The sequence below is a fragment of the Comamonas sp. GCA5 genome (assembly GCF_036541385.1).
Classification (GTDB): domain Bacteria; phylum Pseudomonadota; class Gammaproteobacteria; order Burkholderiales; family Burkholderiaceae_C; genus Comamonas; species Comamonas aquatica.
The window spans coordinates 1-15,849 of the sequence record NZ_JAZHFR010000083.1; the positions used below are offsets into that span (position 1 = coordinate 1).

Consider the following 15,849-nt stretch of genomic DNA (forward strand, 5'->3'; position numbering starts at 1 on the left):
TGGTGTACCTGTTGTCACGCCAGTGGCATCGCAGGGTAGCTACGTGTGGAAGAGATAACCGCTGAAAGCATCTAAGCGGGAAACTCGTTTCAAGATAAGATCTGCCGGGGCCTTGAGCCCCCTGAAGGGTCGTTGTAGACCACGACGTTGATAGGCTGGGTGTGGAAGCGCAGTAATGCGTTAAGCTAACCAGTACTAATTGCCCGTGAGGCTTGACCCTATAACTTTGATACTGCCATGCAGTTCAGACTAGTTATGCCAGTTGTGCGCAATCGAATAAAAGCTGATTTGGCTCTATGAATAAGATTGACTGCGACAAGCAGTTGATCGACAAGTTATGCCTGGTGACCATAGCAAGTTGGCCCCACTCCTTCCCATCCCGAACAGGACCGTGAAACGACTTTGCGCCGATGATAGTGCGGATTCCCGTGTGAAAGTAGGTCATCGCCAGGCTCTTATAGCGACAAACCCCCTGACCTCCTACGAGGCAGGGGGTTTTGTTTTTTGGGGGATGAAATGCGCCCATCCTGACTGTGAACCGGCGTTGGCAGCTTATGGATCACAAGTGCGCTCACTCCCAATTCTCAAAAATAAGAGCGCACTGCGTGCGCTCTTATTGCGATTCAAGCACCAAAGACTTGAGAACCGAATCTGGATCAGCGCCAAGCGCTCACTGATTGGAGTTTCAGACCTTCCGGCCCACTCACTTGGTTTCTGCAGGTGCCGGTGCGTGCACTGCATCAGCACCGTGTTTTTCTCCGCTCATGTCCACCTGATCGCCAAATTGCATGATCATGTACAACGAAATGGCGGCGAAGATGGCAAAAGCCACGGCAATTTTCCACATGAGAGTCTCCTTTGTTCTGAAGAAGGGGTATCCACTTTTCAAGCTTGGAGGCTGTCGCCAAGAAAAAAGCCCCAACTCCTGAGAACTGGGGCTTCAACCTTGGCGCAAACCCTGGAGGCATTACACCAGCCAGGGTTTGCAGAGAGCTTACGCTCTGGGTGATCAGAACAGGTGGCGCACGCCCACGGCGATGGAACGGAAGTTGTCACCAGCGTTGGTAACAGGGCCGTATCCGATATCGTCACCATTGCTGATCTTGGTGAAGTAACCGTACACCTTGGTGCGTTTGCTCAGGTTGTAGTTGTAGCCCAGCGTCCACTGGGTTGCCGATGTCTTGAGGTTGTCCAAATCACCCTTGTAGCCTTGAGCACGGCCCACGTTGGCGTGGAATTCCGATGCGCCCAGGGTGTACATGGCGGCCAGACGGTAGGCGTGGCGCTTGGTATCTACAGTATCTGCATCAGCCTTGTAGTACTGGTAGTAGGCACCCAGGGTCAGGCTGTTGATGGTGTAGCTGGCACGCAGGCCCAGTTGCTGTTCCTTCAGGTCGAACGTCGCCGCTTCAGTCTTGGCTTGCGTGTAGCCCAGACCCAGGCCCAGGGGGCCATTGTTGTAGTTCAAGGCTGCGTCAAAAGCACCCTTGTGCTCGCCTGTCACGCCAGCTGTACCCAGCACGGAGGTGAGGTCAACACCGGGCAAAGAGCTGCTGCGGTTGGCCTTTTCGCCGAAGCCGTAGTTGAACTCAGCAGTCACGCCACCGAATTCGGGCGAACGGTAGGACAGCTGATTGCCTTCGGGGAAGACATAAGCATACAGGGCATCGGCAGAAGTGCCGGTGTCGTGGTTGTGCATGCTGATGTAGTCGGCAGTGGCCAGGTAGGAGCCCACGTTGAACTTGCCCAGACGCACGGTACCGAAGCTGCCGGACAGGTTCACTTCGCTGTGGCGCTTGAAGTCGAAGCCAGTACCAGGGCCACCAGCTCCGGAGCCGTCGTCAGAGCTGAAGTTGCCTTCCAGTTGGAAGCCCGCCTTCAGACCATTGCCCAGGTCTTCGGTGCCACGGAAACCAAGGTACGAGCTGTTGGTGTTCATCACCGACTTGCTATCGGCGCCGATCTTCTGGTGTTCCACGGTGGTGTTGATACGGCCATACACGTTCACGCTGCTTTGGGCCATGGCGGCGGAAGTACCGCAAACGGCCAGCACGGCAAGCATCACGCGAGTTGTCTTCGTCATGTTATTTCCTTGGTGGGTTGAGGGTAGCCATCAACTTTGTGTGACTAGCACTTGCAAAGGGCTGGTCAAATTTTAGGGAGTGCACCTCCCAATAAAGACTTTTGGTTGAAGTTTTGATGACGAATGATGCATGACAACAACACAAAATGCTGCTATGCACCACAAGCTGGCGCCCCGAAAGAAAACGCCCCGCTTTGAGGCGGGGCGCACAACTGTGGGGAGAGCCTTTTAATCAGTCGTCGGCATAGATATCCACGTCCTTGGTATCACGCAAGAACAGGGTGCCGATCACGGCGGTGGCGCCGGCAATGATGATGGGGTACCACAGGCCGTTGTACATGTTGCCGGTCTGGGCCACGATGGCGAAGGACATGGTGGGCAGCAGACCGCCGAACCAGCCGTTGCCGATGTGGTAGGGCAGGCTCATCGAGGTGTAGCGGATGCGGGTGGGGAACATCTCCACCAGCATGGCTGCGATGGGGCCGTAGACCATGGTCACCAGGATCACCAGATAGAACAAGATGAGAATCATCATGGGCTTGTTCATCTTGGCGGGATCGGCCTTGTCGGGGTAGCCGTCCTGCTTCAAGGTTTCTGCCAGGCTCTTGGTGAATGCAGCGCCCTTGGCCTTGGCGTCGTCGGCACTCAGACCCACCGAGCTGTAGCTGGGGATGGTGTGCTCGCCGATTTTGATGACGGCAGGGGTGCCGGCCGGGGCCTGTTCGGTGTCATAGCTGACGGAGCGATTGGCCAGGGCTTGCTTGGCGATGTCGCAGGAGCTGGTGAACTTGGCAGTACCCGTGGGGTTGAACTGGAACGAGCACTCGGCGGGGTCGGCCACGATCACGACCTTGGCGTTCGCCTGTGCGGCGGCCAGGTCCGGGTTGGCGGCCGAGGTCAGGGCCTTGAACACGGGGAAGTAGGTGAACACGGCCAGCGCGCAGCCCAGCATGATGATGGGCTTGCGACCAATCTTGTCCGACAGCGAACCGAAGACCACGAAGAAGGGCGTACCCAGCAGCAGCGCGGCGGCAATCATCAGGTTGGCGGTGACGGCATCGACCTTCAGCTGCTGTGTCAGGAAAAACAGTGCGTAGAACTGGCCGGTGTACCAGACCACGGCTTGGCCGGCGGTCAGGCCGACCAGTGCCAGCAGCACGATCTTCAGGTTCTTCCATTGACCGAAAGACTCAGCCAGCGGTGCCTTGGAGGTTTTGCCTTCGGCTTTCATCTTCTGGAAGGCAGGGGATTCCGACAGTGTCATGCGGATCCACACCGAAATGGCCAGCAGCAGGATGGACACCAGGAACGGAATGCGCCAGCCCCAGTCCTGGAACTTTTCTTCGCCCAGCGCGGTGCGGGTGCCCAGAATCACCAGCAGCGACAGGAACAGGCCCAGCGTGGCGGTGGTCTGGATCCAGGAGGTGTAGGCGCCGCGCTTGCCGTGGGGCGCGTGTTCGGCCACATAGGTGGCTGCGCCACCGTATTCGCCGCCCAGTGCCAAGCCTTGCAGCATGCGCAGGACCATCAGGATGATGGGAGCGGCGACGCCAATGGTGGCGTAGTTGGGCAGCACACCCACGATGAAGGTAGAGATGCCCATGATCAGGATCGTCACCAGGAAGGTGTACTTGCGACCGATCATGTCACCCAGGCGGCCGAAAACCAGCGCACCGAATGGACGGACGATGAAGCCGGCTGCAAACGCCAGCAGCGCAAAGATGAAGGCGGAGCCTGCATCCAGGCCGCTGAAGAACTGTTTGGCAATGATGGCTGCCAGCGAACCGTAGAGGTAGAAGTCATACCACTCGAACACAGTGCCGAGGGATGACGCAAAGATCACTTTGCGTTCTTCTGGCGACATGGGCCGAGCGGCGGCAGTGCCTTTCGGACCTACGCCGTTTGCAGCGTTGATGGCCATGGTGTTGTCTCCTGAATGTGATTGTTGCTTGCCGCCATGTGCGGACGATCACATTCTTGGAGGCCGTACTGACCCACTTCTGACGCGAATCCAACGCGAACTTGCGTCAAACTGACGCACTTCTGACAAATTCAGGTCAAACCCGCGCAGTCGGTTTCGGGATGTGACATCGCCGGAAATTCCTACCGGGGAAGGCGGTGCTTGAAATCAGGCCAAACCCGAGGGAATGGCATCGGCATTTACCCAGCCCTCGGTTTGGAACCAGGGGTGTCCATCCAGGTAGTCGCGCAGCATGGGCAGGCTGTCGAGCCCCCAAAAATGCTGCCCCTCCACGGTGAAGGCGGGCACGCCAAACACGCCCAATGCGGCCGCGGCGTCGGTGTTGTTGCGCAACAGGGGTTTGGTGGCCTCGGTGGCGTCGGCGGCAGCGATGCAACGCGGCTGCAGCTCGTCCTGCAACGCTTGCAAGCGCGCAGGGGCCAGCGCATCCTTGCCGCCCTGCCAGACGTGGCGGAAGATGGTCTCCGCCACATAGCGGTTGATGCTGCCATCGTGGCTGGTTTGCAGTGCCAGGCGCAGCAGGGGCAAGGGATTGAACGGGTGCTTGGCCGGCATCTGCAGAGGAATCTGCAGGTGCTGCCCCAGCCACGCGGCGTGCTGGTAGGTCCACACCCGCTTGGCGGGGATGCCGGCCGGTCCCGGGTTGTGGTGCTGCTGCAGCAAGGCGCCCAGCAAGACCGGGCGGTACTCCACATGGCAATGCAAGCCCGCCAGAGTGTGGGGCAACTGCTGGAAGGCCAGCCATGCGTAGGGCGAGACAAAATCCAGGTGCATGGTGATGTGGCGCATGTCGCTGCCCTTTCCAGAAGGTTAAGACGCTGGCCCGCAGCGTTGTTGAATCTGCTGCCAGATCTGGCGCTTGGCCGTGGCATCGGCCTTGCCCCAGAAGCGTAGTTCATCCAGGGTGCGCAGGCAGCCCACGCAGTACTGGCGGTCTGCATCCATGCGACAGACGGAAATGCAGGGCGAGGGCGGAGCTTCGGCCGCCGAGGGTTGCAAGCTGCCCTGGGCCACCACGGTCTGCAGCTTGTGCCGCAAAGCCTCCGGCACGGGCGGGATGGTGGCGGTGCGCGGGGCTTCATCGGTGCCCGCGATCTGCGCCACGTCCACCACCGGTGCCTGGGCCAGCGCTCGCAACTCCGCCACGCTCAACGCAAACACGGCATGGGGGTGGCCCGCCGCCGCCCACAGCACGTCAAAGCGTTGCAGCGTGCTGTCGATCAGGGTCACCGGTGGACGGGCGTGTGCCACCGGGCTGACGCCGCCGATGGAGAAACCGGTCCGGTCCTTGACGAAGTCGGCATCCGCTCGGCCGATCTTGCCGACCAGGGCTGCCACCTTTTTTTCATCCACGCGGCGATCCCCGGCCGCCACCACCAGCACCGAGGCACCGTCTTCCTTGCGCTTGAAGATCACACTCTTGGCCACCTGGCCGACGGCGATCCCCAACTGGTCGGCCGCTTCCTGCGCGGTGCGGGCCGCGCCCTCCAGCATCTGGGGCGTGTGGGGGTGACCGACTTCCTGCAGATAGCGCGCCACGCGCTGCACGCCTTCGGGCAGGGGATGCAATTCAGAACCGCACATTCACACCGCCTCGCAGGCCGCGCTGCTGGCGCGTTTGGCCAGGATCGCCTTGGCCACACGCGATTGCGTGGGACGGCCCAGGTGATCGCTGATGAACTGGCCGGCATCGATCAGCTGGTCCAGGTCGATGCCGGTGTCAATGCCCATGCCGTGCAGCATGTAGACCACGTCCTCGGTCGCCACATTGCCGGTGGCACCCTTGGCGTAGGGGCAGCCGCCCAGCCCGGCCACCGAGGTGTCGAACTGCCACACGCCCATCGCCAGGGCCGCCAGGGTGTTGGACAGGGCTTGGCCGTAGGTGTCGTGGAAATGGCCGGAGACGTCATTCAGGTCGAAGTGCTGCAGCGTGGCCTCGATGGCCTTGCGCACCTTGATGGGCGTGCCCACGCCAATCGTGTCCGCCACGCCGATGTGCTGCACGCCAATGCCCTTCATCAGGCCGGCCAGGTAGGCCACGCGTTCGGGCGCCACCTCGCCTTCGTAGGGGCAGCCGACGGTGCAGCTCATGGCGCCGCGCACGTGGATGCCGGCCGCGCGGGCGGCGGCCACCACAGGGGCGAAGCGCTCGATGCTCTCGGCGATCGAGCAGTTGATGTTCTTCTGGCTGAAGGCCTCGCTGGCCGCGCCGAAGACCACGATCTCATCGGGGCGCGACAGCACGGCTGCTTCAAAGCCCTTCATGTTGGGGGTCAGCACCGAGTAGCGCACATCGGCGCGGCGCTCGATGCCGGCCATGACCTCGGCGTTGTCGCCCATCTGGGGCACCCACTTGGGCGAGACAAAGCTGGTGACCTCGATCTCTTTCAGGCCGGCCGCCTGCAGGCGGTGCACCAGCTCGATCTTGACCGCGGCGGGCACGGGCTGCTTTTCGTTCTGCAGGCCGTCGCGGGGGCCGACATCGACCAGTTTGACGCGGGTGGGGTAGCTCATGGGGTGGTCCTTGTGGGTCTGTGAACGGTCGGGTCAATAACCGCGCTGGGGGTCGACCATGCCGACCACGGCCTCGCCGCGGCTCAGGGCGGCGACCTTGCCGACGATCTGGGCAATGCTGTCCTCGCGCAGGGTGCGGGCCGAGGTGTGGGGCGTCATGGTGATCTGCGGGATGGTCCAGAACGGGTGGCCCGCCGGCAGCGGTTCCTGGCGGAACACGTCCAGCATGGCACCGGCCACATGGCCTTGCGCGATCAGGGCCACCAGGTCCTCTTCCACCAGGTGGGCACCGCGTGCCACGTTGATCAGGTAGGCGCCGGGCAGCAGCTGCTGCAGCGTGTCGCGGCACAGGATGTTCTCGGTCTCGGGCGTCAGTGGCAGCAGGTTGACCAGCACGCGCGTACCGCGCAGGAAGTCGCGGAAACCGGCCTCGCCGCTGAAGGTCTGCACGCCGTCGATCTGCTTGGGGCTGCGGCTCCAGCCGCGCACGGGGAACTCGAACACGCCCAGCGCCTTGGCCACGCGCTCACCCAGCACGCCCAGGCCCATCACGCCGACGGGGAAGTCGGCGCGCAGCTGGGGCTTGCGGAATTGCCACTGGCCCTGGCGCATGTCGGCCTCGTAGGCACTGAGGTCGCGGAAGTGGCGGATCACGGCCTGGGTCACGTACTCGGCCATCTGCACGGACATGCCGGCATCGTCCAGGCGCACCACCTGGGCCTGGGGGGGCAGGCGCAGCTTCAGCAGCGCGTCGACCCCGGCACCGATGTTGAACAAGGCCTTCAGCCCCGGCTGCTCGTCCAGGAACTGCTGGGGCGGCGCCCAGACCACGGCGTAGTCCGCCTGGGGCGCACCGGGCGCCCACACACTGATGTCGGCATGCGGCAAGGCGGCGCGCAGTCCTTCCAGCCAAGGTTCGGCCTTGGTACCCGTACAGCAAAAAGTCACTCGCATGGCGGCAAGGTTACAGGGTGGGCGATGGCCTGTCTGTCACGGGGACAGAGCTACTTTCAAAAAAGGAGCGACTGGCGCAGGTAGTGCAAGCAATTGGCAGGCTTTCTCATTGGAAGATGGCGTACATCCTGCGTGGGCAGCTATGGGTTTTCAAACAACCGGGTGGGCGACTGTGGAGGGTGGCAGGGCGCGGAACGCAGCAGGCAGGCCGGTGGGCCCCACCCCCGTCCACCGGCCGTTCGGGGCCGGCGCGCGTTCAGGCGGTTGCCTCGATGCGGATCAGCTCCGCGCCTTCGCTGACCTGGTCGCCGGGGGCGTACAGCAACTCCTGCACCACGCCGTCGGCGGGCGCGGCGATGGTGTGCTCCATCTTCATGGCCTCCATCACCGCCAGCGGCTGGCCCTTGGTGACGGCATCGCCGGCCTGCACGGCAAACGACACCACTTTACCCGGCATGGGCGCGGTCAGGCGGCCGCCTTCGGCACCGTGCTCGCCGGCGTGGGCCAGCGGGTCGGGCAGCTCCAGCACGGCCGCGCCCTGGGGCGTGAAGATGTGGCGCACCTCGCCCTGCACATGAACCTGGGCGGTGCTGCGCAGGCCGGCAAACTGCACCAGCAGGCCGTCGCCCTGGGGCTGCCAGTCCAGGCGGCCCGTGGTGTCCCCCACCTGCAGCTGCAACTGGCCGTCGTGCCCCGTGGTCAGGCTGGCGGCGACGGGTGTGCTGCCCTGCAGCAACTGAAGGCTGCGGCGCGGCGTGCCGTGGCTGTGCCAGCCGTCGCGGCGGCTGAAGGGGTCGGCCGTCTGCAGCGCCTGTTCGGCCTGCAGCAGCTGGGCCACGGTGGCGGCCACGGCCAGGGCGGTGGGCACGGGCTGCTGGTCGAACAGCGCGGCCTTCTCGCGCTCGATCAGGGCCGTGTCCAGCTGGGCGCCGGCAAAGGCGGTGCTGCGCACCACATGGCGCAGGAACTGCACGTTGGTGGCCAGGCCGACGATCTGCGTCTGCGCCAGGGCCGCATCCAGCCGCGCCAGGGCCTGGGCGCGCGTGTCGCCGCGCACGATGAGCTTGGCGATCATGCTGTCGTAGAAGGGGCTGATGGCATCACCCTCGCGCACGCCGTCGTCCACGCGCACATCGCTGATGGCAAAACTGCTGCACGCCGGCTTGCGGTAGACCTGCAGCGTGCCGGTGGCGGGCAGAAAGCCGTTGTCGGGGTTCTCGGCGCAAATGCGGGCTTCGATGGCGTGGCCGATGATCTTCAGCTCGGACTGCTGCTTGGGCAGGGGCTGGCCGGCGGCCACGCGCAACTGCCACTCCACCAGGTCTTCACCGGTGATGGCCTCGGTCACGGGGTGTTCCACCTGCAGGCGGGTGTTCATCTCCATGAAGTAGAACTGCATGGCGTCCGGCGCGTCGTAGCCACCGGGCTGCTCAACGATGAATTCCACCGTGCCCGCACCCACGTAATGCACGGCCTGGGCGGCGGCCACGGCGGCCGCGCCCATCTTGGCGCGCAGGGCTTCGGTCATGCCGGGGGCGGGGGCCTCTTCCAGCACCTTCTGGTGGCGGCGCTGCACGGAACAGTCGCGCTCGAACAGGTAGACGCAGTTGCCCTGGGTGTCGCCAAACACCTGGATCTCGATGTGGCGCGGGCGCAGCACGTATTTCTCGACCAGCACGGCGTCGTTGCCGAAGCTGTTGATGGCCTCGCGCTGGCAGCTGGCCAGGGCGGCGGCGAAGTCCTCGCGCCGCTCGACCAGGCGCATGCCCTTGCCGCCGCCGCCGGCGCTGGCCTTGATCAGCACCGGGTAGCCGATGCGGTCGGCTTCGCGCTGCAGCAGCGCGGGGTCCTGGTCGGCGCCGTGGTAGCCGGGCACCAGGGGCACGCCGGCCTTTTCCATCAGTTGCTTAGACTCAGCCTTCAGGCCCATGGCGCGAATGGCGCTGGCGGGCGGGCCGATGAAGACCAGGCCAGCGGCCTGGCAGGCCTGGGCGAAGTCTTCGTTCTCGCTCAGGAAGCCATAGCCGGGGTGGATGGCCTGTGCGCCCGTGGCCTGGGCGGCTTGCAGGATGCGCTCCCAGCGCAGGTAGCTGTCCTTGGGCGCGCTGCCGCCGATGTGCACGGCCTCGTCGCAGGCGGCCACGTGCTTGGCCTGGGCGTCGGCGTCGGAATACACGGCCACGGTCTGGATGCCCAGGCGGCGGGCGGTGGCGGCCACGCGGCAGGCGATTTCGCCGCGGTTGGCAATCAAAATTTTGGTGAACATGCCTTGTCTCCGTTTGAAGTGTTTTGAGGCTCTAGCGATTATTGGGTCAGCGTTAGCAGCTATGTTTTTGGCAATTGCGGTGGTGCGGGTTCGGTCGCCCCCATCCAGCCTCTGAGCCTGCGCAGGGCAGCCCGCAGAAAGCGCCACAGCAGCCAGGTGACGGCCCACATCAGCACCACCGTGACCGCCAGCACTGCGGCGAACACGGCCGGGTGGGCCAGTGCCAGCCAGACGGCGCCCACGGCGGCCGTGTCCTCGGCCAGGCTGGCACCCAGGTTGCTGAAGGGTTCGGGGCTGGTGTTGATCACGGCGCGCGTGGTGGTCTTGGCGGCCTGGCTGGTGGCGGCCAGCGTGCCGCCCATCAGCGCTGCGGCCAGGGCCATGGTGGCGTGGTCGGCGCCGAACACGCCGGCCGCCAGGGCCGCGCCGGCGGGCACGCGCAGCACGCTTTGCAGCAGGTCCCACAGCGAATCCACGCCAGGGATCTTGTCGGCGAAAAACTCCACGCACAGCAGCCCGCCGCTGGCGAACAGCAGGGCCGGGTGGGCCAGCACCTGCAGGCTGCCGGGCAGCACCAGGGCGCCGGTGGCCCCCAGCAGGCCCACCAGGAACACCACCAGGTACAGCCGAAAGCCGCTGGCCCAGCCCAGGGCCGCCGCCAGGGCCAGCAGGCTGGCCATGTCCATGCTGCCGACGGCCTGGCCCACCCCAGCCGCTGCGGCGCTGGCGCTGTCCAGCACGGCCCCGCCGGCCTGCTCCACCGCCGTGCGGTCGGGGTGCAGGCCCACGCGGTGCAGCCACTGCAGCAGGGTGTTCCAGAGGTCGTTCATGGGTGTTCAGCGTGGCGTGCGGTGAGGCTCAGGACAGCCAGGCCGGCTTGCGCTTGGCCAGGAAGGCCTGCACGCCCTCCTTGCCCTCGGCGCTGGCGCGGATCTCGGCAATGCCTTCCACGGTGCGGGCGATCAGGGCCTCGTCGATGGCGTGGCCGGCCGTGTCTTGCACCAGCCGCTTGCAGGCGCGCACGGCGGCCGGGCTGGCCTGCAGCAGGTGCTTGAGCAGGCCGTCCACGGCGTCGTCCAGCGCCTCGGGGGCGACCACCTGGTGCACGAAGCCGATGCGCAGGGCCTCGGCGGCGTCAAACCGCTCGCCGGTCAGGAAGTAGCGCTGCCCGGCGCGGGCGCCCATGGCGCGCAGCACGTAGGGGGCGATGGTGGCCGGGATCAGGCCGATCTTGACCTCGCTGAGGCAGAAGTGGGCGCTGTCCACGCTGACGGCCATGTCGCAGGCCGCCACCAGGCCCAGGCCGCCGGCGTAGACATCGCCCTGCACGCGGGCGATGGTGGGGTGCGGGCAGGTGTAGATGGTGCGCAGCATCTGCGCCAGCTTGCCGGCATCGACCAGGTTCTCCTCGCGGCTGTAGTCGGCCATGCGGCGCATCCAGTTCAGGTTGGCGCCGGCGCAAAAGGCCGGGCCCTCGGCGGCCAGCACCACGGCACGCACGGCGGCGTGCTGGGCCACGGCCTCGAAGGCGGCGGTGATCTCGGCGATCACCTCGTCGCTGAAGGCGTTGCGGATCTCCGGCTGGCTCAGCGTGATGGTGGCCACACCGGCGTTGGTGGTCAGGGTGACGGGGCGGGTCATGGGCGTGCTCCTGGCTGGGTCATTGGTCCATTACATGCGGAAGACACCGAACTTGGTGTCCTCCATCGGCGCATTGCGGCTGGCGGACAGGCCCAGGGCCAGTACGCGGCGCGTGTCGGCGGGGTCGATCACGCCGTCGTCCCACAGGCGGGCGCTGGCGTAGTAGGGGTGGCCCTGGACTTCGTACTGCTCGCGGATCGGGGTCTTGAAGGCGTTCTCCTCCTCGGCGCTCCACTGGCCGCCGCGGGCCTCGATGCCGTCGCGCTTGACCGTGGCCAGCACGCTGGCGGCCTGCTCGCCGCCCATCACGCTGATGCGCGCGTTCGGCCACATCCACAAAAAGCGCGGGCTGAAGGCGCGGCCGCACATGCCGTAGTTGCCGGCGCCAAAGCTGCCGCCGATGATGATGGTGAACTTGGGCACCGCCGCCGTGGCCACGGCCGTGACCAGCTTGGCGCCGTGGCGCGCAATGCCTTCGTTCTCGTACTTGCGCCCGACCATGAAGCCGGTGATGTTCTGCAGGAACACCAGGGGCACCTTGCGCTGGCAGCACAGCTCGATGAAGTGCGCGCCCTTGACGGCCGATTCGCTGAACAAAATGCCGTTGTTGGCGATGATGCCCACCTGCATGCCTTCGATGCGCGCAAAGCCGCAGACCAGGGTGCTGCCAAAGCGCGCCTTGAACTCGTCGAACACGCTGCCATCGACGATGCGGGCAATGATCTCGCGCACGTCAAACGGCTTGCGCGTGTCGGTCGGGATCACGCCATACAGCTCTTGCGCATCAAAAAGCGGAGCTGCTGGCGCAGCATCGGCGGGCGCTGCAGGCTTGTTTTTATTCAAATTCTTCACCGCCGTGCGCGCCAGGGCCAGGGCGTGCAGGTCGTTGTCGGCCAGGTGGTCGGCCACGCCGGACAGGCGCGTGTGCACGTCGCCGCCTCCCAGGTCCTCGGCGCTGACCACCTCGCCCGTGGCCGCCTTTACCAGCGGCGGGCCGCCCAGGAAGATGGTGCCTTGGTTCTTCACGATGATGGACTCGTCGCTCATGGCCGGCACATAGGCACGCCGGCGGTGCAGCTGCCCATGACCACGGCGATCTGCGCAATGCCCTGGGCGCTGAGGTTGGCCTGGTTGTAGAAGATGCGGCCGAAGTGGTCGCGGTCGGGGAAGACGTCGTCCTGGTTGGGCAGGTTGGCGCCGCCCGAGTCCACCAGGTAGATGCAGGGCAGGCGGTTCTGCTGGGCGATCTCCTGGGCGCGCAGGTGCTTCTTCACCGTCATCGGGTAGTAAGTGCCGCCCTTCACCGTGGCGTCGTTGCACACGATCATGCAGTCCACACCGCTGACGCGGCCGATGCCGGCGATCAGGCCCGCGCCCGGCGCGTCGTTGTGGTACATGTTCAGTGCCGCCAGGGGCGCCACTTCCAGGAACGGCGTGCCGGGGTCCAGCAGCATCTGCACGCGATCGCGCGGCAGCAGCTTGCCGCGCGCCACATGCTTGGCGCGGGCGGCCTCGCCGCCGCCCTGGGCGATCTGCTCGCAACGTGCGCGCAAGTCATCGACCACGGTCTGCATCGCGCGCGCATTGGCCTGGAAGTCGGCCGAGCGCGGGTTGAGTTGGCTGTTTAGAACGCCCATGTTGTCTCCTTGGTATCCCTAGGGTTATCCCGATGTTGATTCAGGGTTTTTGTGATCGTCTGCGACGGAAGCGCGCCAGCGACACCAGACAATGCCGCATGCACACCGTTGAAACCGTCCTGCTGGTGCTGATGTTGGGGGCGCTGACCGGCATCGCGGCCCGTTACGTCCGCGCCATTCCGCTGCCCCTGATCCAGATCGCCTTGGGCGCCCTGATTGCCTGGCCCCAGCGCGGCCTGCACATCGCCTTCGACCCGGAGCTGTTTCTGCTGCTGTTCATCCCGCCGCTGCTGTTTGCCGACGGCTGGCGCATTCCCAAACGCGAATTCTTTGCCCTGGCGCGCCCCATCCTGCTGCTGGCCTTCGGCCTGGTGCTGATCACCGTGCTGGGCCTGGGCTACTTGATCCACTGGATGATTCCGGCCATGCCGCTGACCGTGGCCTTCGCCCTGGCGGCCGTGGTCTCGCCCACCGACGCGGTGGCCGTCTCGGCCATCACGCGCAACCTGGGCATGCCGCACAAGACCATGCACATGCTCGAGGGTGAGTCGCTGCTGAACGACGCCTCGGGCCTGGTGGCCGTCAAGTTCGCCGTGCTGGCCACGCTGACCGGTGTGTTCTCGTGGAGCAATGTCGCCAAGGATTTCACCTGGATGGCCGTGGGCGGCCTGGGCATCGGGGCGCTGATGGGCTGGGGCTTCAGCTATGCGCGCGACGCCATCACGCGCCGCGTGGGCGACGTGGCCGCCACGCAGATGGTGCTGCTGCTGGTGCTGCTGCCATTTGCGGCCTACATCGTCGGTGAAAAGATCGGCGTGTCCGGCATCCTGGCGGCCGTGGCCGCCGGCGTGGCCACCAATTTCGCCGACCTGGACCGCAGCAATTTCATCTCGGAGCGCCTGCAGACCGAAGGCACCTGGAACATGGTGGAAGCGGCCTTCAACGGCGCCATCTTCCTGCTGCTGGGTCTGCAGCTGCCGTCCATCATCGGCGTCACGCTGATGGACGCCGGCCACGAAGGCTGGAAGCTGGTGGGCTATGTGGCCGTGATCTCGATCGCGCTGCTGCTGGTGCGTTGGGCGTGGATCACGCTGGGCGTGCATGGCGCGCTGCGCAAGGCCCACCGCGAAGGCAAGATGGCCGAAAAGCCCTCGCACCTGCTGAACCTGGCGACCACCATGGCCGGCATTCGCGGCGCCGTCACGCTGGCGGCGGCGCTGTCCATCCCCGTGCACCTGCACAACGGCCGCCCGTTTCCCGAGCGCGACCTGCTGATCTTCCTGGCCACCGGCGTGATCCTGTTCACCCTGGTGCTGGGCGCCATCGCCCTGCCGCTGATCCTGCGCCGCATGCCGCCGCACGAGGACACGGAAGCCCAGCTGGAAGAGCGCAACGCGCGCACCGTGGCCTGCAAGGCGGCGATCGCCAGCCTGACGCTGACCGAAGAGGACATGCAGCAGCACGACGAGCAGTGGGTGGCCCAGTACCAGGAGGTGGTGGGCCGCATCACGCAGGAATACCGCAACCGCATCCACCTGCTGGACGACAGCTCGGGCGTGGCCACGTCCACCGAGGCGCAGCGCGACACCCCCGAGATGGTGCACGAGCGCCGCCAGCGCCTGGTCAAGGAAATGGAGCTGCGCGTGCGCTGCATCCAGGTGGAGCGCGACGCCCTGTACGCCGAACGGCAGGCGCACCGCATCAACGACGAAGCCCTGCGCGCCATGGTCAGCGAGCTGGACATGGCCGAGGTGTCGCTGCGCAAACGCCTGGCCGTGGCCTGCCGGGCCGCAGGCCTGAAGCCGGGCAAGACCACCGCCTGAGGCGGTGGGCAGGGCAGGGGGGCGGTGGCGCATGGGCGTGAACGTCTCCGTCGGGTGGGGCCGGGCGCGGCGTGCGGCCCGGCAGGGCATGCTGCAAGCCTAGGGCGAATCACGATACAGATGTGGTCACAGAGGTTGCAATAATGGCCATATGACCACCCCCGCCCTGGTGCCGGCCGCCGCCGGCCAGCACCCTGCTTTCACCCCGATCGCCTTTGTACGCTGCGTGGCGCAGGCCTATGCGCAGCGTGGGATGGAGGTGGGTGTGGCCTTGCAACAGGCGCAAATTGCGCCAGCGCTGCTGGCCGATGACCAGGCCCGCATCACCGCCTTGCAGATGGAGCTGCTGTGCGCCCACGCCATGCGCGAGCTGGACGACGAGGGTCTGGGCTGGTTCCAGCGCCGCCTGCCCTGGGGCAGCTACGGCCTGCTGGCGCGCGCCAGCATCAGCAGCCCCTCGCTGGGGCTGGCCGTGGCGCGCTGGTGCCGCCACCACGGCCTGCTGACGGACGACCTGGCGCTGGCGCTGCAGGTCGACGGCCCGCTGGCCACCATCCGCGTGCAGGCGCGGCGCGATCTGGGCGCGATGCAGGAGTTCTGCCTGCTGTCCGTGCTGCGCAACCTGCACGGTTTTGCCAGCTGGCTGGTGGACACGCGCCTGCCGCTGCGCCAGGCCAGTTTTCCCTTCCCGGCGCCGGCCCACCAGGCGGTCTATGGCCGGCTGTTCGATGCGCCGGTGCGCTTTGGCGCTGCCGCGGCCAGCCTGGAGCTGGACGCCCACTGGCTGCAGTTGCCCCTGGTGCGCGACGAGGCCGCGCTCAACACCATGCTGCAGCGCGCCCTGCCGCTGCAGGTGCGCCCCTACAAACCGGCCCAGCCCCTGGTGCAGCGCGTGCGCCAGGCCCTGGCCGCCCACCCGCAGTGCAGCCACACGGCGGCCACGCTGTGCG

The 15,849-nt window shown here is 65.8% G+C and carries 12 protein-coding genes, 2 rRNA genes and 2 pseudogenes; 4 read left to right on the forward strand and 12 right to left on the reverse strand.

What is annotated here, in order from left to right; genetic code table 11:
* Nucleotides 1-220, forward strand: a 23S ribosomal RNA gene (locus tag SJH88_RS15660); the annotation flags it as partial.
* Between the two features lie 120 nt (nucleotides 221-340).
* Nucleotides 341-453: ribosomal RNA gene (gene rrf, locus SJH88_RS15665) — 5S ribosomal RNA — on the forward strand.
* A 250-nt stretch (nucleotides 454-703) separates the two neighbouring features.
* Here the strand turns inward: rrf and SJH88_RS15670 are convergent.
* The 12 genes and pseudogenes from SJH88_RS15670 to SJH88_RS15720 form a co-directional block, all read right to left on the reverse strand.
* Complete coding sequence (locus tag SJH88_RS15670; RefSeq protein ID WP_274755032.1) at nucleotides 704-847, reverse strand: hypothetical protein; 144 nt, start codon at nucleotides 845-847, stop codon at nucleotides 704-706.
* A 162-nt stretch (nucleotides 848-1,009) separates the two neighbouring features.
* A complete protein-coding gene (locus SJH88_RS15675; protein ID WP_274755033.1) occupies nucleotides 1,010-2,083 on the reverse strand; it encodes a porin in 1,074 nt (357 codons plus the stop codon).
* Between the two features lie 232 nt (nucleotides 2,084-2,315).
* On the reverse strand, nucleotides 2,316-4,004 hold the full coding sequence (locus SJH88_RS15680) for an MFS transporter (protein ID WP_045267560.1): 1,689 nt from the start codon (nucleotides 4,002-4,004) through the stop codon (nucleotides 2,316-2,318).
* A gap of 207 nt (nucleotides 4,005-4,211) precedes the next feature.
* Nucleotides 4,212-4,853 carry a 2-hydroxychromene-2-carboxylate isomerase gene (locus SJH88_RS15685; RefSeq protein WP_274755034.1) on the reverse strand — a complete coding sequence of 214 codons (642 nt, stop codon included), beginning with the start codon at nucleotides 4,851-4,853 and terminating at the stop codon, nucleotides 4,212-4,214.
* Between the two features lie 21 nt (nucleotides 4,854-4,874).
* Entirely contained in the window at nucleotides 4,875-5,177 is a 303-nt protein-coding gene (locus SJH88_RS19800) for a DUF1289 domain-containing protein (RefSeq protein WP_420921749.1), read from the reverse strand.
* A pseudogene (locus SJH88_RS19805) lies at nucleotides 5,154-5,648 on the reverse strand (YbaK/EbsC family protein); the annotation flags it as partial. The gene SJH88_RS19800 and the pseudogene SJH88_RS19805, both read right to left, overlap by 24 nt.
* Entirely contained in the window at nucleotides 5,649-6,578 is a 930-nt protein-coding gene (locus SJH88_RS15695; RefSeq protein ID WP_045267557.1) for a hydroxymethylglutaryl-CoA lyase, read from the reverse strand.
* Nucleotides 6,579-6,611: 33 nt separating this feature from the next.
* Nucleotides 6,612-7,532: a 2-hydroxyacid dehydrogenase gene (locus SJH88_RS15700; protein ID WP_274755036.1), complete on the reverse strand. Its 921-nt coding sequence runs from the start codon at nucleotides 7,530-7,532 to the stop codon at nucleotides 6,612-6,614.
* Nucleotides 7,533-7,788: 256 nt separating this feature from the next.
* Nucleotides 7,789-9,798: an acetyl-CoA carboxylase biotin carboxylase subunit gene (locus tag SJH88_RS15705; RefSeq protein ID WP_274755037.1), complete on the reverse strand. Its 2,010-nt coding sequence runs from the start codon at nucleotides 9,796-9,798 to the stop codon at nucleotides 7,789-7,791.
* A gap of 59 nt (nucleotides 9,799-9,857) precedes the next feature.
* On the reverse strand, nucleotides 9,858-10,628 hold the full coding sequence (locus SJH88_RS15710) for a DUF4126 domain-containing protein (protein ID WP_270151028.1): 771 nt from the start codon (nucleotides 10,626-10,628) through the stop codon (nucleotides 9,858-9,860).
* 28 nt (nucleotides 10,629-10,656) lie between these two features.
* Complete coding sequence (locus SJH88_RS15715) at nucleotides 10,657-11,439, reverse strand: enoyl-CoA hydratase/isomerase family protein (RefSeq protein ID WP_043385329.1); 783 nt, start codon at nucleotides 11,437-11,439, stop codon at nucleotides 10,657-10,659.
* 30 nt (nucleotides 11,440-11,469) lie between these two features.
* Nucleotides 11,470-13,076: pseudogene (locus SJH88_RS15720) on the reverse strand (carboxyl transferase domain-containing protein).
* A gap of 98 nt (nucleotides 13,077-13,174) precedes the next feature.
* Here SJH88_RS15720 and SJH88_RS15725 point away from each other — a divergent pair.
* Both SJH88_RS15725 and SJH88_RS15730 read left to right on the forward strand, forming a co-directional pair.
* The gene (locus tag SJH88_RS15725) at nucleotides 13,175-14,899 is read left to right on the forward strand and encodes a Na+/H+ antiporter (protein ID WP_274755038.1); all 1,725 of its coding nucleotides are present in this window, start codon (nucleotides 13,175-13,177) and stop codon (nucleotides 14,897-14,899) included.
* Nucleotides 14,900-15,050: 151 nt separating this feature from the next.
* The coding region (locus SJH88_RS15730; RefSeq protein WP_274755039.1) for an AraC family transcriptional regulator at nucleotides 15,051-15,849 on the forward strand (799 nt) is incomplete at its 3' end.